20 protein-coding genes are annotated in these 19,799 nt (G+C 65.4%); 11 read left to right on the forward strand and 9 right to left on the reverse strand.

Annotated features, from left to right (window positions below; translation table 11 throughout):
* Window positions 1-144 precede the first annotated feature (144 nt).
* The 4 genes from Q0743_RS11640 to Q0743_RS11655 form a co-directional block, all read right to left on the reverse strand.
* Window positions 145-489: a DUF1491 family protein gene (locus Q0743_RS11640; protein WP_298241662.1), complete on the reverse strand. Its 345-nt coding sequence runs from the start codon at window positions 487-489 to the stop codon at window positions 145-147.
* Window positions 490-542: 53 nt separating this feature from the next.
* Window positions 543-752, reverse strand: coding sequence for a hypothetical protein (locus Q0743_RS11645; RefSeq protein ID WP_298241663.1), 210 nt, complete (start codon window positions 750-752; stop codon window positions 543-545).
* 155 nt (window positions 753-907) lie between these two features.
* On the reverse strand, window positions 908-1,612 hold the full coding sequence (locus Q0743_RS11650; protein ID WP_298241664.1) for a peptidoglycan-binding domain-containing protein: 705 nt from the start codon (window positions 1,610-1,612) through the stop codon (window positions 908-910).
* Entirely contained in the window at window positions 1,605-3,461 is a 1,857-nt protein-coding gene (locus Q0743_RS11655) for a PAS domain-containing sensor histidine kinase (protein ID WP_298241665.1), read from the reverse strand. The genes Q0743_RS11650 and Q0743_RS11655 overlap by 8 nt, the downstream gene beginning before the upstream one ends.
* A 410-nt stretch (window positions 3,462-3,871) precedes the next feature.
* On the opposite strand from Q0743_RS11655, the gene Q0743_RS11660 reads away from it, so the two are divergent.
* Both Q0743_RS11660 and Q0743_RS11665 read left to right on the forward strand, forming a co-directional pair.
* Window positions 3,872-4,306 carry a DUF5330 domain-containing protein gene (locus Q0743_RS11660; protein WP_298241666.1) on the forward strand — a complete coding sequence of 145 codons (435 nt, stop codon included), beginning with the start codon at window positions 3,872-3,874 and terminating at the stop codon, window positions 4,304-4,306.
* A 69-nt stretch (window positions 4,307-4,375) separates the two neighbouring features.
* Complete coding sequence (locus Q0743_RS11665; RefSeq protein ID WP_298241667.1) at window positions 4,376-4,804, forward strand: SufE family protein; 429 nt, start codon at window positions 4,376-4,378, stop codon at window positions 4,802-4,804.
* A gap of 159 nt (window positions 4,805-4,963) precedes the next feature.
* On the opposite strand, the gene Q0743_RS11670 is transcribed toward Q0743_RS11665, so the two are convergent.
* Both Q0743_RS11670 and Q0743_RS11675 read right to left on the reverse strand, forming a co-directional pair.
* Window positions 4,964-5,383, reverse strand: coding sequence for a MucR family transcriptional regulator (locus tag Q0743_RS11670; protein WP_298241668.1), 420 nt, complete (start codon window positions 5,381-5,383; stop codon window positions 4,964-4,966).
* A gap of 149 nt (window positions 5,384-5,532) precedes the next feature.
* Window positions 5,533-6,444, reverse strand: coding sequence for a DUF308 domain-containing protein (locus Q0743_RS11675; RefSeq protein ID WP_298241669.1), 912 nt, complete (start codon window positions 6,442-6,444; stop codon window positions 5,533-5,535).
* Window positions 6,445-6,752: 308 nt separating this feature from the next.
* Between Q0743_RS11675 and Q0743_RS11680 the strand changes: the two genes are divergently transcribed.
* Window positions 6,753-8,402, forward strand: a complete 1,650-nt coding sequence (locus tag Q0743_RS11680) for a glycosyltransferase family 39 protein (RefSeq protein ID WP_298241670.1) — start codon at window positions 6,753-6,755, stop codon at window positions 8,400-8,402.
* 213 nt (window positions 8,403-8,615) lie between these two features.
* Entirely contained in the window at window positions 8,616-9,395 is a 780-nt protein-coding gene (locus tag Q0743_RS11685; protein ID WP_298241671.1) for a class II aldolase/adducin family protein, read from the forward strand.
* Between the two features lie 335 nt (window positions 9,396-9,730).
* On the opposite strand, the gene Q0743_RS11690 is transcribed toward Q0743_RS11685, so the two are convergent.
* The 3 genes from Q0743_RS11690 to Q0743_RS11700 form a co-directional block, all read right to left on the reverse strand.
* Window positions 9,731-11,125, reverse strand: coding sequence for a M20/M25/M40 family metallo-hydrolase (locus Q0743_RS11690; protein ID WP_298241672.1), 1,395 nt, complete (start codon window positions 11,123-11,125; stop codon window positions 9,731-9,733).
* A 24-nt stretch (window positions 11,126-11,149) separates the two neighbouring features.
* The gene (locus Q0743_RS11695) at window positions 11,150-12,490 is read right to left on the reverse strand and encodes a glycosyltransferase family 87 protein (RefSeq protein WP_298241673.1); all 1,341 of its coding nucleotides are present in this window, start codon (window positions 12,488-12,490) and stop codon (window positions 11,150-11,152) included.
* Between the two features lie 91 nt (window positions 12,491-12,581).
* Complete coding sequence (locus tag Q0743_RS11700; RefSeq protein WP_298241674.1) at window positions 12,582-14,204, reverse strand: helicase HerA-like domain-containing protein; 1,623 nt, start codon at window positions 14,202-14,204, stop codon at window positions 12,582-12,584.
* A gap of 352 nt (window positions 14,205-14,556) precedes the next feature.
* On the opposite strand from Q0743_RS11700, the gene Q0743_RS11705 reads away from it, so the two are divergent.
* From Q0743_RS11705 to Q0743_RS11735, 7 genes are all read left to right on the forward strand, one after another.
* On the forward strand, window positions 14,557-14,922 hold the full coding sequence (locus Q0743_RS11705; RefSeq protein ID WP_084803599.1) for a hypothetical protein: 366 nt from the start codon (window positions 14,557-14,559) through the stop codon (window positions 14,920-14,922).
* A gap of 26 nt (window positions 14,923-14,948) precedes the next feature.
* Window positions 14,949-15,356, forward strand: a complete 408-nt coding sequence (locus tag Q0743_RS11710) for a DUF4332 domain-containing protein (protein ID WP_142252815.1) — start codon at window positions 14,949-14,951, stop codon at window positions 15,354-15,356.
* Between the two features lie 299 nt (window positions 15,357-15,655).
* On the forward strand, window positions 15,656-16,516 hold the full coding sequence (folP, locus tag Q0743_RS11715; protein ID WP_298241729.1) for a dihydropteroate synthase: 861 nt from the start codon (window positions 15,656-15,658) through the stop codon (window positions 16,514-16,516).
* On the forward strand, window positions 16,513-16,881 hold the full coding sequence (gene folB, locus Q0743_RS11720) for a dihydroneopterin aldolase (RefSeq protein WP_097662915.1): 369 nt from the start codon (window positions 16,513-16,515) through the stop codon (window positions 16,879-16,881). The genes folP and folB overlap by 4 nt, the downstream gene beginning before the upstream one ends.
* A complete protein-coding gene (folK, locus tag Q0743_RS11725; protein ID WP_298241675.1) occupies window positions 16,881-17,372 on the forward strand; it encodes a 2-amino-4-hydroxy-6-hydroxymethyldihydropteridine diphosphokinase in 492 nt (163 codons plus the stop codon). The genes folB and folK overlap by 1 nt, the downstream gene beginning before the upstream one ends.
* Before the next feature lie 82 nt (window positions 17,373-17,454).
* Window positions 17,455-19,326 (forward strand): methylmalonyl-CoA mutase family protein, encoded by a 1,872-nt coding sequence (locus Q0743_RS11730; protein ID WP_298241676.1) that lies wholly within the window; start codon window positions 17,455-17,457, stop codon window positions 19,324-19,326.
* The gene (locus tag Q0743_RS11735; protein WP_298241677.1) at window positions 19,323-19,787 is read left to right on the forward strand and encodes a GFA family protein; all 465 of its coding nucleotides are present in this window, start codon (window positions 19,323-19,325) and stop codon (window positions 19,785-19,787) included. Before Q0743_RS11730 ends, Q0743_RS11735 begins: the two co-directional genes overlap by 4 nt.
* Window positions 19,788-19,799 lie beyond the last annotated feature (12 nt).

The raw sequence follows: 19,799 nt of genomic DNA on the forward strand, positions 1-19,799 counted from the left end.
GCCCCGGACGCAGCGCAGCACATAGTGATGCGCTGCTGAGCCGGCGCCCATCTCACCGCATCCGTTCATGCCGCTTTCTGGGTCCCGGCTCTGCGCGGCAACGCTGACGCCTCGCCGCTTGTCCGGGACACAGCGAGGCAGCAACTACGTCTTCGCCAATTCCAGGAAATGCCGCCCGGCGCGGTCCTCGGTCTCGACGATCCAGGCGTCCGGATCGAAGCGGATCTCCTTGGTCAGCCGTTCCTCAACGGTGTGCTCCGGCAAGGGTTGCGGCGCGACCGGCACGAAGAAGCGATCGACGGGCCGGCCGTCGTCGTAGGAGGTCTGCGGCGCCGGCGCGTAGAGCATGGCCTGACCGTCGAGCAGCGAGACCTTCACGAAGACCGCCCCCGCCTCCTCGGCGCCACGACGGCGCACCGCGCCGAACACGCCTTCGGCCTGGCAGCGGCGCAGATAGGCCGCGACCCATATGTTGGATTTCAAACGCATGAGTCGGACGATAGGCCAGCGTGGCGCGCGCCGCCAGTCTCAGCTCGTACCCGTCAGACGTTGCGCAGGCCCTGCCCTCCGCGGATCTGGCGTGCGACGAGGTATGACAGCGGAATCGCGAGCGCAAATCCCACAGCCACGGCGTAAGGGATGTTCCTGATGGCGTCGGCGGCGAAACTCGGCACCATCAGCACGACGATCAAACTGACGCCTGCCAGCACTGTACCCAGCATGATCCAGACCAGGACCGAGACCTTGAACATGACACCCTCTCTTCTTCGTTGAAGATGGGCGATCATGATCCCCGAAGCTGGCGGCCGTCATTGATCCCGAGCAAATCGCGCCTGCGGGACGCGGCCTGATCTGCCGGCGCGAGAGCCTGAAGATTGATCCGCCTCAATGACAGCGGACGGCGCGGCTATTCGACGGGATGGCCGATCGCAGCGCCGAGCTCGCGCAGCAGTCGGTCGGACAGCTGACCCGTGACCTGCATCTTGTGCTCGCGCTCGAACTTCTGGATCGCGGACTGGGTTTCGCCGCTCATCGTGCCCGTGATCTTCAGATTGCCGTAGCCATATTCGGACAGCGCACGCTGCACGCCGGCGATGCGCCGTGCGGCGGGGCTCTGCGGTAGGGGAATCGGGGCCGGCGGGCGCATGGCGGATTGCGGCGTCGAGGTCGTCGCCTTGACCAGATTGGTCATGGGATCGTTGGCGCGCGTCGATGCGGTCGCCTCGACCGGTTTCTCCACGGGCTTCTCGGCCGCTCGTTCAGCAGGTTTGGGCTCGGCGCGGAACTCGGTCGCGCGCGGCTCGAGCGGCGAGGTGTCGGCGCCGACGGGGCGCGGACGCGGGAGAGGATTGGGCAGCGACACGGACGACGGCGCGGGAAGATTGATCACGGTGCCGAACATCGGCGCCGGATGCCGCCCGGTCTGCAGGAACAGCGCGTTGGCGACGATCGCACCGATCGCGGCGACGGCGACGAGGCCGGCCAGCGTATCCTTGGGGCTGTGCAGCAGCACGCGCATCACGAGGTTGCGCTCGGTCTCGACATCGACAACCGCGGCCTTGGCACCACGGCGGCGCGGAGCGGCTCCGTCCTTGTTCGACTTCCTAGGCACTTTTCTTCACCAGAGCGGGTTGGTCCTGAGTTTGGTCCTGAGTCTCCTGGCGCAACACCGGCGTCAGGGTCGCGATCTTGCTCTCGCTCGCCTTCTCATCGGCCGGCTTGACTTGCGGCGGCGTGTAGACGAGCGGCAGCCTGACCGTGACGGCGGTGCCCTCGCCCAGCTTGCTTTGTACCGTCAATTCGCCGAGATGCAACGCCACGAGGCTCTTCACGATCGAAAGTCCGAGGCCGGTGCCTTCGTGACGGCGCTGATAGGTCTTGCCCGCCTGGAAGAACGGCGCACCGATGCGCTTGAGGTCGTCGGGCGCAATGCCGACGCCGGTGTCGCTGATGCGCAGCGTCAGCTGCGATCCGGTCACCGCAGCGGAAACGGAAACCTGGCCGCCGCGCTCGGTGAACTTGATGGCGTTGGCGACGAGATTGAGCACGATCTGCTTGAAGGCCCTGGGATCGCCGGTCATGACCGGCAAGTCCTGCGGCGCGTCGGTGATGAGGTCGATGCCGTTCTCCCGCGCCTTCAACGCCAGCAGATTGCAGCAATGCAAGAGCGAGGCGCGCGGCGCGAACGGCTCGGACGCGATCTCGAAATTGCCCGATTCCATCTTCGACATGTCCAGGATGCCGTTGACGACCGACAGCAGATGCTGGCCGGATGCGTTGATGAGCTCCGCATATTCCTTGCGCTGGGCCGCACCCAGCATCAAGGTCTGCTCCTGCGCGATCATCTCGGAGAAGCCGATGATGGCGTTGAGCGGCGTCCGCAGCTCGTGGCTCATGGTGGCGAGGAAGCGCGTCTTGGCGGCGTCGGCGGCTTCAGCGGCGCTGCGTGCCTGCTCCAGCGCCTGCTCGGACAGCTTGTGGTCGGTGACGTCGCGCATCACGGCGACGACTTCGGCCTCGCCCGAGACGTCGCGTCCCGTCTGCGGATCGAGCGGCCGGCAGCGCATCTCGACCCAGAGAAAATCGATCTGACTGCGCTCGGAACCGTCAGGCTCACGCCGCAGCCGGAACTCGACGCTGCGCACGTCTCCGCGTGCGGCATCGGACAGCGCGGTGAGATAGGCCGGGCGATCGGCGACATGGACGCGGTCGAACAGGCCATGACCGAGCAGTTGCGCCACTGATATGCCGAGCATGGCTTCCGCCGCCGGCGAGATGAACTGGACCGCACCGTTGCGCTGATGCCGCGAGACGACGTCGCTCATGTTGCGCGCCAGCAGGCGGTAACGCTCCTCCTCGCGCGACAGCAGCCCCACGCTGGTGCGCGCGAGCGATTCCGCGCCGAAGGCGAGGCCCGCGGCATAGAGCGTTGCCGAGGCGACGCCGAATGCCATCAGCACGCCGCGTTCTGCGGCGCTGGTGTCTGCGGAGGGGAGCCAGCCGAGCTGGCTGCCGAGAATCAGCAGTCCCGCGCAGGACAACGCGAGCAAGGACGCGAAGGCGGCGACGCGGCGCGAGGCCGACAGCGCGGCCTCGAGGGGAACCACGACCAGCCAGACCGCAGCGAATGAGTCGATGCCGCCCGTGGAACCCGCGACCGCCATGATCAGGCCGGCCAGCGCCAGCGACGACAGCACATGCGCGCCTTCATAGCGGCCGGTGCGTGACAGGAACCAGGACAACAGGATCGGGGCGATCAGCCATGCGAAAGCGGCGACCTCGACCGCATTCGGCGCGCCGCGCATGGCGAGATAGACCGGGAATGCGGCAAAGGCGGCCAGGCTGCCGAGCAGCCGCGGCGCCATGAAGGCACGATGGCGCGCTCGCATCAGCGCATCGTAACGCGCGGAGGGATGCAGCAGCGCATCGAGACAATCGCGGATGATACTCAAAACTGTCACGGGTCTCGCGCTTCGGCTCAATCGTCTTGATGAAGACGCGCCGGAACGCCTCCTTGTCGTTGAGCCACCGTGTCAGAGCGACCTTAAACGAGTGCTAAGGCGGCGCGGCGTGCGGCCGGACGCCGGGACATCGCGGGGCTTTTTAGACGATTTGACGGCGTCTTCGGCGAGGATGGTGAACACAGGGTTTCACCGTCCTTTTCATGGTTTCGAATTGGTGGACATGCATGCCAGCAGAATCACGGGAGCCGGCGTCAATCGAAAATTTACGACACCTTCGATCGCGAAGATTTTTGCGTAAGTTTTCCGCGAATTAAGCTCAAGGCAATCACTTGCGATTTATCGAGAGTTGCTAGGTCCGACTTCCGCGGAGATCGCCGCGGACGGGATCGAACGTACAGGTCGCGAAGATGCGCTTTCTGCTCCGCATCACATTCTGGCTCGGGCTGGTGCTGGTGCTCCTGCCCAGGGACAAGACACCCGAATCGGAGAAGCTGCCGCAGATCGGCGCCGCCGACGCGGTGCAGGCTGCGACCGCGGCCGTCTCCGACATGACCCAGTTCTGCAAACGCCAGCCGGCGGCCTGCGAGGTCGGCGGACAGGCCGCGACCATCATCGGCCAGCGCGCCCAGGACGGCGCGCGCAAGATCTACCAGATCATCAACGACAAGAAAGAGCAGATCGGAAACGAGAAGAACGACAAGCCCGACAAGAAGGCGCCCGACCATACCGGCTCGATCGCGATGGTCGGCGAAGGCGAGGCCATTTCGAGCGAAGCGCCGCGTGACACGCTGAGCCAGGACGACCTCGCGCTGGAATGGCGCGGCCCGCAGCCGGCGAATTAGCCCCCAAACCCTATCGATTTCGGCGCCTCGCATCCCTATATTAGCGGGAAGCGGGAACCTTGGGCCGACATGACGACGATCGACGAAATCAGGGACAATTTCGAGCTTCTGGACGAGTGGGACGACCGCTACCGGTACGTCATCGAGCTCGGTCGTACCCTGGAACCGATGCCCGAGGCCGAGCACTCCGCTGAGAACAAGGTCAACGGCTGCGTCAGCCAGGTCTGGCTGCAGAAGCTGGTCGACCGCAGCAAGGGCGCACCGATCCTGAGCTATCGCGGCGACAGCGACGCACATATCGTGCGTGGGCTGGTGGCCATCGTGCTCTCGCTCTATTCGGGCCGCACGCCGCAGGAGATTCTCGATACCGACGCGATCGCCGTGTTCAACGAGTTCGGCTTTCGCGATCACCTGACGCCGCAGCGCTCCAACGGCCTGCGCTCTATGATCGAGCGCATCAAGACCGACGCGAAAGAGGCGCTCGCGGAAGCGTCGTAGAAAACGCTTCTCGGGTGGGGAGCGCGCGCATCCAGCCAAGCAGTCGACCGCGGTAGGGTGGGCAAAGCGCAGCGTGCCCACGTTCTGAGTGATCGGAGAATATTCGTGGGCACGGCGCAAGAGCGCCTTTGCCCACCCTACGAGATCCAGCGCGCGGCTCTACTTCCCCTTCTTCCGCTGCTGCTGACCCAAACCCATCTGCTTGGCGAGCTGCGAGCGCGCCACCGCATAGTTCGGCGCGACCATGGGATAGTCGGCCGGCAGGCCCCATTTCTCGCGGTACTGCTCCGGCGTCATGTTGTACTGCGTGCGCAGATGCCGCTTCAGCGACTTGAAGCGTTTGCCGTCTTCCAGACAGACCAGATAATCGGGCGCGATCGACTTCTTCAGCGACACCGCCGGCTTCGCCGGCTCGAGCGGCGCGGACTCCGTGCGGCCCGAGGACACCCGCACCAGGGCGCCATGCACCTGGCTGATCAGGTTCGGAATCTCCGCGGCCGGCGTCGGATTGTTGCTGAGATAAGCCGACACGATGCCCGCCGTCAGCTCGATGAAATTCTTAGCCCCCGCGTCCGACATGGGCCCGCCCCTCGCTCCACCTTGCGCCTCTCGGGATAGACGACGCTCAACTATTCCGTGTCAACAATACGTTCGGCTGAAATAAGACGGCCAGCGAATACGAGTGGACATCGACGAAACAAGTCATGACCGCGCGCCAACGCGCGGGCTCAACCCCGCTGGTCGAGATGGGTGCGCAGCTCGTCGATCGAGGCAAAGCGCATCATGCCCTCCGGCATCTGCGCTTCGATCGAGCCGTCGGAATAGAGCGAATAGGCCATGCCGTCGACGACGCCTGATTTGAGCACGGTCACGGGCGGCTGCTCGGCCTGGGGCGGCGGGGGCGGCGGAGGTCCAGGCGGCGGCGGAGGTTCGGGAGCAGGCGGCGGTGCGGCCTCCGCAAAGGTCGATGGCGAGCGCGGCGGCGCCGACGGGCGACGCAAGGCGGCCGGCGGTTCCGGCGTGCGCATGCGGTCCGGCTTCGGCCACGCATCGTCAAAGCTTGCAGGCGGAGCGTCCAGGACTTCACTCGGCTCCGCAGGTAGCTGTGGCGGCGCACCCTCGGTGGCCTTCGCCTCCGCGCGCTCGCGCTCCTTGCGCGAGGTCGAAGCGAACAGCAAATTGCGCCGGCGCGGCGCGTCAGGTGCTGCCGGCGGCGTCGGAGCCTCCGGCTCCGGCGGCACCTCGACACGCGGACGCTCGCGCGCAGCAGCTTCACCCTGCCATGGCGGCGGACCTCCGGCCGGTGGTGGTGGCGGCGGCGCCGGCTCCATCCTGGTCTCGCTCCTTGCCGCTGCGGACGGCATCAGCTCAGGCGCAGCAGCGCCTGATCCAGCAAGCCCCGGCAACACGGGCCTGACCCGCACTTCGGAGGGCGCGCCCGCCAGCCGGCCCGCAATGGCCTTCAGCTCCATGACCACGACACGGAGGCCGACCAGTAACATCCCGGAGCAGACGCCGATGGTGCCTGAGATTATGAGGGGGCTGCCGAGGCTGAACTCCCTGACGGAGAAGCCAAACAGGATCGAAAGGAAGCCCGCCACGACGGCGAAAACCCCTGCGATCAACAGTGCCAAGGTCATCGAACTCACCCCCGGCCGCACATCCACACGCGACCCGTCACACACGATACCGTCATACGGTGTTCCACGCCAACGGCCAATTGCAGGCAGCGTTCCTAAGAGGAAGGAAATCAGGGACTTATTCACATTCCCTTCAGCTACGGCCCGCTACTGCTGGTTCGTGCTCGAAATCCGGAATTGCTGCGTCGCATCAGGAATTTAGCCATAATGCCCAATTACTTGGTAATGGAACTGCGCTATAGGGAGTCCGGGGAGCAGGCCCGCGCGCACCAGCGGGGCCAAGAGGGGATTCCGGGGCACCGATAGCCATGACATCCATCACGACTTCGGCGATCGACACGCCTCAGCGGCGCTCGGTCGAACGGACTTGCGACGATCTCGCCATGCTGGTGCTGGCTGCGGTCACCGTCGTTGCAGGCCTGACGTTCCGCGATTACGGCCTTGGTTGGGACGACTACACCCACGCCGAATATGCCGATCTGCTGCTGCGCATGTTCGGTTCCGGCTTCAAGGACACCGCGGCGCTCTCCTTCGCAAATCTCTACATGTATGGCGGCGGCTTCGACATGGTCGCGGCCCTCCTGCACAAGATCATTCCGCTCGAATTGTTCGAAACGAGACGTTTGCTCGGCGCCATTGTCGGCGTGATCGGACTTGCAGTGACCTGGCGCCTCGCACGCCGCATCGGCGGGCCGCTGGCCGGTCTTGCCGCGCTCCTGCTGCTCGCGCTGTGCCCGATCTTCTACGGCCACATGTTCATGAACCCGAAGGACGCACCCTTCGCGGTAGCCATGATCATCCTGATGCTCGGCCTCGTCCGCCTCGCCGAGGAATATCCGCAGCCGTCGCCGCGCACGATCCTCATCGTCGGCTTGGGGGCCGGTCTTTCGCTCGGCTGCCGCGTTCTCGGCGGGCTCGCGCTGGTCTACGCCATGCTCGGCTTCATCCCGCTGTTCCTGGAGGAGCTGCGCACCGAGGGTCTTCGCGAGTCGGTGCGCCGCTTCGCCCACGTCGTCTATGTGCTGCTGCCCGGCCTCGTGTTCGGCTACCTCGTGATGGGCCTGATCTGGCCCTGGTCGATCATGGAGCCCGGCAATCCGTTCGAGGCGCTCACCTACTTCTCGCATTTCTTCGAGAAGCCGTGGAAGGAGATGTTCGACGGCGCGATCGTGTCGGTGCCGGACATGCCCTGGTCCTATCTGCCGACGCTGTTCGCACTGCAGCTGCCCGAGGTGCTGCTGGTGCTGATGGGCGGCGCGGTGTTCAGCACCTTCGCCATGCTGCCGCGAAGCGAGGTTCCCGCACGGCGCAAGACCATCATGCTGATGCTGACGCTGGCGGCGACCCTGCCGCTGGCGATCGCGATGGTGAAGCGGCCGGCGCTGTACAACGGCATCCGCCATTTCGTCTTCGTGATTCCGCCGATGGCGGTGCTCGGTGGCGTCGCGTTCGCCTGGGCCATGGAGCGCCTGCGCGCCAATCACCGCACCTGGCAGCCGGTCGTGCTCGCCACCTTCTGCTTCGGCCTTGCGCTCTCGCTCGCCGAGATGATCCGCCTGCATCCCTATCAATACACGCACTTCAACCACATCGCCGGCACCGTGCGCGGCGCCGACGACCGTTTCATGCTGGACTATTGGGGCCTCGCGCTGAAGCAGGCCTCCGATGAGCTGCGCGAGCAGCTGGTCGAACGCCAGGAAGTGCCGCCGGCTGGCCGCAAATGGAAGGTCGCGGTGTGCGGTCCGCAGCGTCCGGCACAGGTCGCGCTCGGCCCCGATTTCACCATCGGCTGGGATTCCAACGCGGCTGATTTCGCCATGACGCTCGGCGAATTCTACTGCAAGGGCCTGACCGCGCCCGTCATGGTCGAGATCAAGCGCGACGACGTGGTGTTTGCCCGCGTCTACGACATCCGCGGCCGCAGCATTTCCAGCCTGCTGTCGATCCCTGCGCCGTAAGATCCGCCCGCCTTGTAGCCCGGATGGAGCGCAGCGAAATCCGGGGACAGCGGCCCCGCATTCCGCGGAGTCTGTCATCGGGCAGCGCTTCGCGCCGACCCGTTGGCTCCATGCAGGCTACGCTGAACTGCCGCGCTCCTGACGCGCCTTGCCGCTCGCGGTGAGCGGTACTAGGCTCCCTCCCCGCAACAACGATGTTCGGAGAGACAAGCCATGTCGCCAGCGGAAGCGCGCCTGAAGGAAGTGCCGTCTGACATGACGGAGGCCGAGTGGCAGCAACGGGTCGATCTCGCCGCCTGCTATCGCTTGGTCGCGCTGTATGGCTGGGACGATCTGGTCGACACCCACATCTCCGCGCGCGTCCCCGGCCCAGATCATCACTTCCTGATCAACCCCTATGGGCTGATGTTCGACGAGATCACCGCATCCAGCCTCGTCAAGGTCGACCTGCACGGCAACCAGCTCTCCGAGAGCGAGTACAGCATCAACCCGGCCGGCTTCACCATTCACTCGGCGATCCACGAGGTGCGCGAGGATGCGATCTGCGTGCTGCATCTCCACACGCTCGACGGCACCGCGGTGTCGAGCTCAGCCGAGGGCCTGTTGCCGCTGAACCAGACCGCCCAGCTCGTCACCCACGATCTTGCCTATCACGACTATGAAGGCATCGCTCTGGACCACGACGAGCGGCCGCGCCTGCAGAAGGATCTCGGCGACCACAACCACATGCTGCTGCGCAATCACGGCACGCTGACGGTCGGCCGCTCGGTCGCCTCCGCCTTCGAGCGCATGTACCATCTGGAGCGCGCCTGCTCGATGCAGGTCCGCACGCGCGCGCTCGGCACGCCAGTCTATCCGGTGGAGGAGATCGCGATCGAGAAGAACACCGAGCTGCTCGCCAACCGCGACCGCGCCGAGCTGCGCGCCACCAACCTCGTCTGGCCCCCCTTGCTACGCAAGCTCGACCGCGAGCTGCCGGGCTACCGGTCTTGAGATTTTCGGGGTTTCGTGTAAGGTAGATGCCAACTACCTCTGCACGTCATGGAATGAAACGCCGCCCAATTCCGGGCGGCGTTTTTATTTGGGCCGCCGGTCTCTCCGCTCGTCATTGCGAGGAGCTCGCGACAAATTGCGAAGCAATTTGCGCAGGCGACGAAGCAATCCAGACTGATTCCGCGGCGAGATTCCTGGATTGCTTCGCTACGCTCGCAATGACGGGCATAGGTCTCGTAGGGCGGGCAAAGCGAAACGTGCCCACGTTCTTCCGCAATCATTGAGAAGTGGTGGGCACGGCGCTTTGCGCCTTTGCCCACCTTACGGCACTGTGGCTACTTCACCTCCGCCAGCGCCGCGAGGATGCGCGCCCAGGAGCGGATGCCCTTCTGGAAACTGCGCAGGTCATACTTCTCGTTCGGCGAATGGATGTTGTCGTCGTCGAGGCCGAAGCCGACCAGCAGCGAGTCCAGACCGAGCGTGCGCTTGAAGTCGGCGACGATCGGGATCGAGGCGCCGGAGCCCATCAGCACGGTCTCCTTGCCCCATTCCTCCGTGAGCGCTTTGCTGGCGGCGGCGAGCGGCTTCATGTTCCAGTCGAGCGCGACCGCGGGCGCGGCGGAGTGGTCGCCGAACTCGACCTTGCAGTCGCCGGGAAGGCGCGCGGTCACGTAGTCGCGGAACGCCTTGCGGATCTTCTGTGGGTCCTGCCCTTCGACCAGGCGGAACGAGACCTTGGCGGAAGCATGCGAGGGGATCACGGTCTTGGAGCCCTCGCCGATATAGCCGCCCCAGATGCCGTTGACGTCGCAGGTCGGGCGCGACGAAGCCTGCTCGATCAGGAGCCGCCCCTTCTCGCCGGCGGGGATCGACAGGCCGATCGGCTTCAGGAACATCTCCGGCGTCAGATTGAGCTTCTTCCACTGCTCGAGGATGTCGGGCGGCAGATCCTTCACCCCGTCGTAGAAGCCAGGAATGGTGATGCGGTTGTCGTCGTCGAACAGGCCGCCCAGAATCTTCGTCAGCACCCGGATCGGGTTGATCGCGCTGCCGCCGAACACGCCGGAATGCAGATCGCGGTTGGCGGCGGTGATCTTCAGCTCTTCATAGAGCAGGCCACGCAGCGAGGTCGTGATCGCCGGCGTGTTGCGGTCCCACATGCCGGTGTCGCAGACCAGCACGTAGTCCGCCCTGAACTCGTCCTTGTTGGCCTCGATGAAGGGCACGAAATTCTTCGAACCGACCTCCTCCTCGCCTTCGATCAGGAAGGTGACGTCGATCGGCAGCGAGCCCGTCACCTTCTTCCAGGCGCGGCAGGCCTCGACGAAGGTCATCACCTGGCCCTTGTCGTCCTCGGCGCCGCGCGCGACGATGATCTTGCGGCCGTCGGCATGGTCGGTCACCACGGGCTCGAACGGGGGACGGTGCCAGAGATCGAGCGGATCGACCGGCTGCACGTCGTAGTGGCCGTAGAAGATCACATGCGGCCGTCCGCCGGCGCCGGTCTTGCCGACGATGGCGGGATGGCCCGCGGTCGGCCTCACCTCGGTTGTGACACCGAGGCTTGCGATGTCCTTGGCAAGATGCTCCGCCGCCGCCTTGCAATCTCCGGCAAAGGCTGGATCCGCGGAGATCGACTTGATCCGCAGCAGCGCGAACAGGCGCTCCAGGCTGTTGTCGAAATCCTTGTCGATGTGATCGAGCACGGATTGAAGCTGCGCATTGGCCATGGTCGGATTCCTGACGTTTGAGACTTAAGTCGGCTTCTCGAGATCTGCGGGTTTTAACCCCGTCGCAGGCTGGGTACCAGCCGCAACCGGCGGATGGCGGATGTGCCATGCAAGGCAACCTGCAAGCACGGCGGTCGCGAGCAAATTATTGCCCCACGCCTGGAGGACCGTCGGAAACCACGGCAGCGCCAGCAGCAGGAGAATGCCGGCCGCGCCGAGTGCGAGCCAGGTTCCGAGGCGCACCTTCGCCCGCTCGTCGAAGGCGGCGCGATGCATCAGCACCGTCATCGGGAAGAACAGCCACATGAAGTAGTATTGCCGTGCCAGGGGCGAGGCCACGGTGATCAGGCAGAGCAGGATGCCGAGCTCCTCGGCATCGGAGCGCGCCGTTCGCCGCGCTTGCCGCGGCATGACCGCGAGGAAGCCGAGCCCGAGCAAGGCCGACACCGCCAGCACGATCCAGTTCGCCGTGCCGTAGTCGACGGCGATGACATTCATCGTGCGCGGCGGCTTCTTGGGGTTGTCCTGATTGTAGTTTATCGGACGAACCAGTCGGTGCGTGACGGCGATCAGGGATTGGTTGACCCACGACCAGTTCTGCTCGTCGCGCTGGCCGAAGCCTTTTTCCGAGCTCGTTCCGACCATGCCCTGATACCAGACCGCCAGTTCGGCCGCGTTGCGCTCGAAGCCGCGGATCGGCGCCGGCACGAGGTAGAGAAGGATGCCGGTGAAAGCGATCATGCTGGCGGCAGCCGTCCACTTCCGACGCCAGAGCAGATAGGGCAGCACCGCGATGGGAAACACTTTGATAGCCGTGGCGAGCGCGAACACGAAGCCGGCGAGCCATGACCGTTGATGCCGCAGGCTCCAGAAGGCGAACAGCACCATCGCCAGCAGGACGAGGTTGGGCTGGCCGAGGTCGAACATGTCGAACACCAAGGGCACGGTGACGACAGCGGGCAGCGCTTCCAGCCAGGGACCCGGCTTGCGGTCCGAGCCGGTCATGACGTGGGAGAGCGTTCCGGTGTACCACCACGCCAGGGCATTCAGGATCGACAGGACGACGTAAAGCGGGATCTTGCCGAACCAGCTCGGGATCGCCAGCAGGATCGCCGGAGGCGGCGGATAGATGTAGTCGAAATATTCGACGGCCGTGGCGGGATAGAGCGGCTGTCCGTGCAGGACCTGCTGCCCGGCCCAGTACCACAGGGGGTAGTCCTTGGTCTTGCCGCTGCCGAAGATCTCGGGGACGAGCACGTCGGCGGTGAGCAGGACGCAGCAGAACAGAAACAGCAGGTCCAGCGGCGCGCGCAACGACAGGCGTCTTGGCGCGTCAGGCTTGGCGAGCGGGGCGAGCGAGGTCACGGACGGGTCCTGTTCGGCGACGAACAGGACGTAGCAGACCGGCGCAGGCTTGGAGAGCCCCTCACCCGAAATTGTAGCGGTGGTGGCCTGCCTACCGCCGCAGCAGACCGCCGAGCGCACCGCGCACCAGGGTGCGGCCGATCGAGCCGCCGAGCTGGCCGCCGAGCGATTTGCCGATATTGGCCGCCATGCCGCCGATCACCTGGTTGGTGACCGATCGCGTCACGTCGCGCGCAATGACCTGTCCGGTCGACAGGCGGCCGCGTTTGACGTTGGTGCCGAACACGGTGCCGACGATCGAGCCGATCTGGCCGAGAAGGCCGCCGCCGCTTCCGTCCCCTGAGCCGTCGGCGGTCGCCGCCGTGCCGGCGATGCGCTTCTGGATCATCTCGTAGGCGGACTCGGCATCGACCGCGGTGTCGTATTTGCCCTTCACCGGGCTCGCAGCCAAGATCGCCTTGCGCTCGTCCGGCGTGATCGGCCCGATGCGCGCCGATGGCGGTCGGATCATCACGCGCTCGACCATGGCCGGCGTGCCGTTGCCTTCGAGGAAGGACACCAGCGCCTCGCCCTTGCCGAGCTCCATGATCACCTTGGCGGTGTCGAGTTTCGGGTTGGGCCGGAAGGTCTGGGCCGCAGCCGCGACCGCCTTCTGGTCGCGCGGCGTGAAGGCGCGCAGCGCGTGCTGCACCCGGTTGCCGAGCTGGCCGAGCACGCGATCGGGCACGTCGATCGGGTTCTGCGTCACGAAATAGACGCCGACGCCCTTGGAGCGGATCAGGCGAACCACCTGCTCGATCTTGTCCATCAGCGCCTTGGGCGCGTCGTTGAACAGCAGATGCGCCTCGTCGAAGAAGAACACCAGCTTCGGCTTGGGCAGGTCGCCGGCCTCGGGCAGCTCCTCGAACAGCTCCGACAGCATCCAGAGCAGGAATGTCGCGTAAAGCCTAGGACTCTGCAGCAGCTTGTCGGCGACCAGGATGTTGACCATGCCGCGGCCATCGCGGTCGGTCTTCATGAAGTCCTTCAGCGTCAGCGCCGGCTCGCCGAAGAATTTGGTGGCGCCCTGGTTCTCCAGCACCAGAAGCTGGCGCTGGATGGTGCCGACGGTGGCCTTGGTGACGTTGCCGAACCCTTGCGCAGCCTTGCGGATGGCGGCGAGCGGATCCTCCTCCGCATCCGCCCCCTTCTTCCCGCTATCGGGGACGATGGCATCGAGCAGCGCGCGCAAATCCTTCATATCGATGAGGGTCAAGCCGGCGTCGTCGGCGACGCGGAAAGCGACGTTGAGCACGCCTTCCTGCACATCGTTCAGGTCGAGCATGCGCGCGAGCAGAAGCGGCCCCATTTCCGTGACGGTCGCGCGCACCGGATGACCCTGCTCGCCGAACACGTCCCAGAACACCGTCGAGAACTGGTCAGGCTGGAAATTCAGCCCCATCGCGGTGGCGCGCTTGACGATGAAGTCTTTGGCTTCGCCGACCTCGGAGATGCCGGAGAGGTCGCCCTTGATGTCTGCGGCGAAGACCGGAACACCGGCGCGCGCAAATCCTTCCGCCATCACCTGCAGCGTCACGGTCTTGCCGGTTCCGGTTGCACCCGTGACGAGACCATGGCGATTGGCGAGCGCCAGCGTCAGCCAGGCCTGCTCGTCTCCCTTGCCGACGAAGATCTTGTCATCGGTATCGCCGAGCTTGCTGTCCTGTGCGGTCATTATTCTCTCTGATCTCTTCTTGCCGGGTTTCGGTTACCGAAACTCGAATGCTCCAGTTCCGTAGTTTAACGCATGTCGCCTACCGATTAAAACGGTTCAACGCGCTTCCGCGCATGCGACATTGTCGGAAACAGACGGACGGTATCAGCCGAAAGTAGGAACGAGCTGTTCGCAACGCGGCAATTTTTCGCCGATTCCATCTCCGCTCTTGCACCGCTGCAACACTTTTTGCGTGTTCGAAGATGAATCGCGACGACGATTGCGTTCATCGCTTGAATTTCACATCACACCGGCTCAAGATCATTTTCGAAAGAAATACTCCGGCATGCAAACCGGCTGAGGGGCGGGCTTTATGGACGAGCTGATCGGGCGGCTGGCGACAAACGCCAGCATAGATAGTGCTGTCGCTGAAAAGACCGTCGGCATTATCCTGGGCTTCCTCCGCAATGAGGGTCCCTCCGACAGCGTGCAGGCCCTGATCGATCAGATTCCCGGAGCGGAAGCCGCAATCGAGGCATCCAGGAGCGGCGGCGGACTGTCGCGGCTGATGGGCGGCGGCCTGATGGCGGTCGGCACGCGCCTGATGGGTCTCGGGCTCGGCATGTCCGAGATTCAAAACGTCGCCCGTGAACTTTTCCGCTACGGCCGAGACAAAATCGGAGCAGATCAGATGGGCAAGATCATTGCGGGGACGCCGGGCCTCAGCCAGTTCGCCTGAAGCTGTCGCATTTCACATCGAGTACCATGACATATCCCATCTCCGAGATTGAGGGCCTGTCGGTCTTTGCCGCCAACAAGTTGAAGGCGCAGGGCATCCGCACCACCGATGCGCTGCTCGAGGCGGCCGGCACGGTGAAGGGCCGCAAGGCGCTCTCCGCAAAGACCGGCATCAGCGAGCAATTGCTGCTGGAATGGGCCAACGTGTCCGACTACATGCGCATCCCCGGCATGGGCCGCGCCAAGGTCGGCCTGGTCCGCGCCGCCGGCGTCACCACCGTGCGCGAGCTCGCCTATCGGAATCCGGCAAGGCTCGCCCAGAGCATGCGCGACGCCAACGAGAAGAAGAAGCTGCTGCGCATCCTGCCCACCGAGAAGTCGGTCGGCGACATCATCGCCAAGGCGAAGAAGCTGCAGCCGAAGATCACGTATTAGATTGCGCTTTCCGCATACGGATTCAGCCACGCCACCCTGGGTGTCGTCCCGGCGAACGCCGGGACCCATAGCCACAGAGAGTGGTTTGGCGAAGACCAGTCGTTCGGTACCGCAACTTTCCGCATCGATGGATTCCGCGGTATGGGTCCCGGCGCCCCGTGCGCAATTGCGCACTAGGCCGGGACGACAGCTGGGGTGCCGCACGAACGGCCATAATATCGACATTGCCCGCTTTCGCGGGCAATGACAGCGGGGCGTTGGCCTTGAACTCGCCCTCCCCGACCGCTAAAGCCACCCGCATGAATGCCTCGCCCTCCAAAACCGTCCCGCCGGCCGGCTCGGCCAGGCCGGATGCGCTGCGGACATTGCTGGAACGGCCGCTTCCCGCGGTGATGGGCGTGCTCAACATCACCCCGGACTCCTTTTCCGATGGCGGCGAGTTCATCGCGCCCGAGCAGGCGCTCGCGCGGGCGCGGGCGATGGTCGAGGCCGGCGTCGACATCATCGACATCGGCGCGGAATCAACCCGGCCCTACAAGGGCGCAAAGCCTGTGACGGCGGGCGACGAGCTTGCCCGGCTGAAGCCGGTGCTCGCAGGCGTGGTGGCCCTCGGCGTGCCGGTCTCGATCGACAGCATGAAGGCGGAGGTGGTGGCCTACGCGCTCGACCAGGGCGCGGCGATCGCCAATGATGTCTGGGGCCTGCAACGCGACCCCGCGATGGCGCCGCTGGTGGCCGCAAGAGGCGTCCCCGTCATCGTCATGCACAACCGCGACGATGCAGATCCTGCCATCGACATCATCACGGACATGAAGACGTTCTTCCTGCGCTCGCTGGATATCGCCGCAAAGGCCGGCATCGCGCGCGACAGGATCGTGCTCGATCCCGGCATCGGCTTCGGCAAGACCGCCGAGCAGAGCATGACCGCGCTGGCGCGCCTGCGCGAATTCGAGATGTTCGGCCTGCCGATCCTGGTCGGCGCCTCGCGAAAGCGCTTCATCGCCTCGGTGTCGCCGTCGGAGCCGAAGGAGCGGCTCGCCGGCTCGATCGCCGCGCACCTGATCGCCGCGCAGCGCGGCGCCAGGATCATCCGGACCCATGACGTCGCCGAGACCCTGCAGGCGCTGCTTGTGGCGAACGCAATCGAGGGCAAGCAATGACCGATACGATCTTCGTCACCGGCCTGTCGATCCACGCCCGCCACGGCGTGATGGATCACGAGACCGAAGTCGGCCAGCGCTTCGTCATCGACCTCGAGCTCTATACCGATTTGTCGGAGCCCTCGCGCAGCGACCGCCTCTCCGACACCGTGTCCTATGCCGACGTCGTGGCGACCACGACGGCCGCGTTCAAGAACACCAATTACAAGCTGCTGGAGCGCGCGGCCGGCGCGGTCGCCGACGCCATCCTGTCGCACTTTCCGCGCATCCGCGCCGTGAAGATCACCGTACACAAGCCGCATGCGCCGATCGCGGCGATCTTCGACGACGTCGGCATCATGCTGACGCGCTCGCGGCATCCCTGATGGCGAGCGTGCTGATCGCACTCGGCGGCAATGTCGGCGATGTCCGCACGACGTTCCGCAAGGCGATCGCCCATATCTGCGGCATGGCGCAAGGCGCCCTGATCGCGCGCTCCTCGGACTATGCCACACCGCCCTGGGGCGACGAGGACCAGGATCCCTTCATCAATGCCTGCATCGAGATCGAGACCGACCTCGATCCGCACGCGCTGCTGTTCGTGCTGCAGAAGGTCGAGCAGAAATTCGGCCGCACAAGGCACAAGGATCGGCGCTGGGGGCCGCGCACGCTCGACCTCGACATGATCGCCTATGACGACGTCTCCTTGCAGAAGCCGGACCTGACCTTGCCGCATCCGCGCCTGTTCGAGCGCGCCTTCGTGCTGGTGCCGCTGGCAGAAATAGCGCCCGACCGCGTCATTTCCGGCATTCGTGTGCGTGACGGGCTCGCCAGCGTCTCGACGCAAGGCATTGAGCGGCTTCCGGATACCGGTTAACCAAAATCGACCGTTTGCAGGGACGGCCCGCCGTGGCAAATTCGCCCCGCGAATAACGATACGTTTGGGAGCCCTTGGCCGTATGACCTCCGTGACTGACGACCCGAAGCTGGCGGCCGATTTTCCCCAAGCAACCGTCGAGGACTGGCGCAAGCTGGTCGACGGCGTGCTCAAGGGCGCGCCGTTCGAGAAGCTGGTCGGCAAGACTTATGACGGGCTCAAGATCGATCCGCTCTATCCGCGCGCCAAGGCTGTCGCGCCCGTGGTGGGGCGAGCGGCCGCGGCGCCGTGGCAAATCGTGCAGCGGATCGACCATCCCGATGCGGCGCTCGCGAATGCGCAGGCGTTGCAGGATCTGGAGAACGGCGCGACCGGGCTCGCGCTGGTGTTCGCCGGTGCCAATGGCGCGCGCGGTTTCGGCCTGGAACCTTCGGCCGAGGCGGTCGCAAAAGTCCTGAAGGACATCCATCTCGACGCCGACATCGGCATCGAGCTCGAGATCGGTCCGCAGTCGCGGATGGCCGCGATCCACGTCGCGGAATATGTGAAGAGCAAGGGTCTCGATCCCGCCGCCTGCAACATCCGCTTCGGCCTCGATCCGCTCGCGGCCGGCGCGGTGTGGGGCCACAGCCCCTATACCTGGGACGAAATCGCCCCCGCGATCACAGGCGCCATCAAGGGCCTTGCCGGGCTCGGCTTCAAGGGGCCGTTCGCTTCCGCCGACGGACGCGTGATCCACGATGCCGGCGGCTCCGAGGTGCAAGAGCTTTCCTTCGTCCTCGCCTGCGGCGTCGCCTACTTGCGCGCGATCGAAGGCGCCGGCATTCCGCTGGAAGCCGCGCAAGGCATGGTCTATGCGCGGCTTGCCGCCGATGCCGACCAGTTCCTGACCATGGCCAAATTCCGCGCACTGCGGCTGTTGTGGGCGCGGATCGAGACCGCCTGCGGGCTCACGCCCAAACCGCTGTTCATCGCCGCCGACACGGCCTGGCGCATGCTGACGCAGCGCGACCCCTATGTGAACATGCTGCGCGCGACCATCGCGACATTCTCGGCGGGACTCGCCGGTGCCAACGCGATCACCGTGCTGCCGCACACGCTGGCGCTCGGCCTGCCCGATGCGTTCGCGCGCCGCGTGGCGCGCAACACGCAACTTCTGCTGCTGGAGGAAAGCAACCTCGCCAAGGTCAGCGATCCCGCGGCGGGCGCCGGCGGCATCGAGACGCTGACCGCGCAGCTTTGCGAGGCCGCCTGGGCGCTGTTCCAGGAGAGCGAAAAAGCCGGCGGCGCCTTTGCCGCGCTTCAGCAAGGCCTGTTCCAGGGCAAGGTCGCGGCAGCACGCAAGGCGCGTGACGCCAACATCGCCAAGCGTCGCGACGTTCTGACCGGCGCCAGCGAGTTTCCGAACCTGCACGAGCGCGAAGCCACCGTGCTGACGGCGACGCCGGTCACGCTCGCCCCCTATGGCGAGCAGAAATACAAGTTCGAGCCGCTGCCGCCGATCCGGCTCGCGGAACCGTTCGAGGCGCTGCGCGACAAATCCGATGCGATGCTGAAGGCGCGCAGGTCGCGGCCCAAAGTCTTCCTGGCCAATCTCGGCACGCCCGCCGATTTCACGGCGCGCGCGACCTTCGCCAAGAGCTTCTTCGAAGCCGGCGGCATTCAGGCCCTCGACAGCGAAGGTTTTGCCGACCCGGCGAAGCTGGCTGCGGCCTTCAAGGCCTCCGGCGCCGAGCTCGCCTGCCTCTGTTCCAGCGACAAGGTCTACGCCGATCAGGCGGAACCTGCCGCGAAGGCCCTGCAAACCGCAGGCGGCCGACATATCTATCTGGCAGGCCGCCCGACGGAAGCCGAGGCGGCGCTGCGGGCCGCCGGCGTCACGGGTTTTGTCTTCGCCGGAGGCGATGCGCTTGCCACGCTGCAAGACGCCTACGGACGGATGGAGCAGCCATGACCGACACCAGCAAGCCCGTTCTCACCGGCGGCTGCCAATGCGGGGCGGTGCGCTTCGGCGTCTCGATGGCGCCGAACAGGGTCTCGATCTGCCACTGCCGGATGTGCCAGAAGGCGGCCGGCGCGCCCTTTGCGTCCTTTGCCGACATCAACAAGACCGACTTCGCCTGGACCAAGGGGCAGCCGTCGTTCTTCCGCTCCTCCACTATCGCCGAGCGCGGCTTCTGCCCCGCCTGCGGCACGCCGCTGAGCTTCGGCCGTATCGACGGCGACCGGATCGAGATCATGACCGGCGCCTTCGACCGCCCCGACCGGGTGATCCCGACCCGGCAGTTCGGCACCGAGTCCCGCCTCGGCTGGGTGGTCGGCATCGCCAATCTGCCGAGCCAGACCACGCAACAGAATTACGGACCGGAGAAGATGGCGACCATCGTCAGCCATCAGCATCCGGATCATGATTGATGATATGGTTGA

This window comes from uncultured Bradyrhizobium sp. (genome assembly GCF_936943645.1).
GTDB lineage: Bacteria > Pseudomonadota > Alphaproteobacteria > Rhizobiales > Xanthobacteraceae > Bradyrhizobium.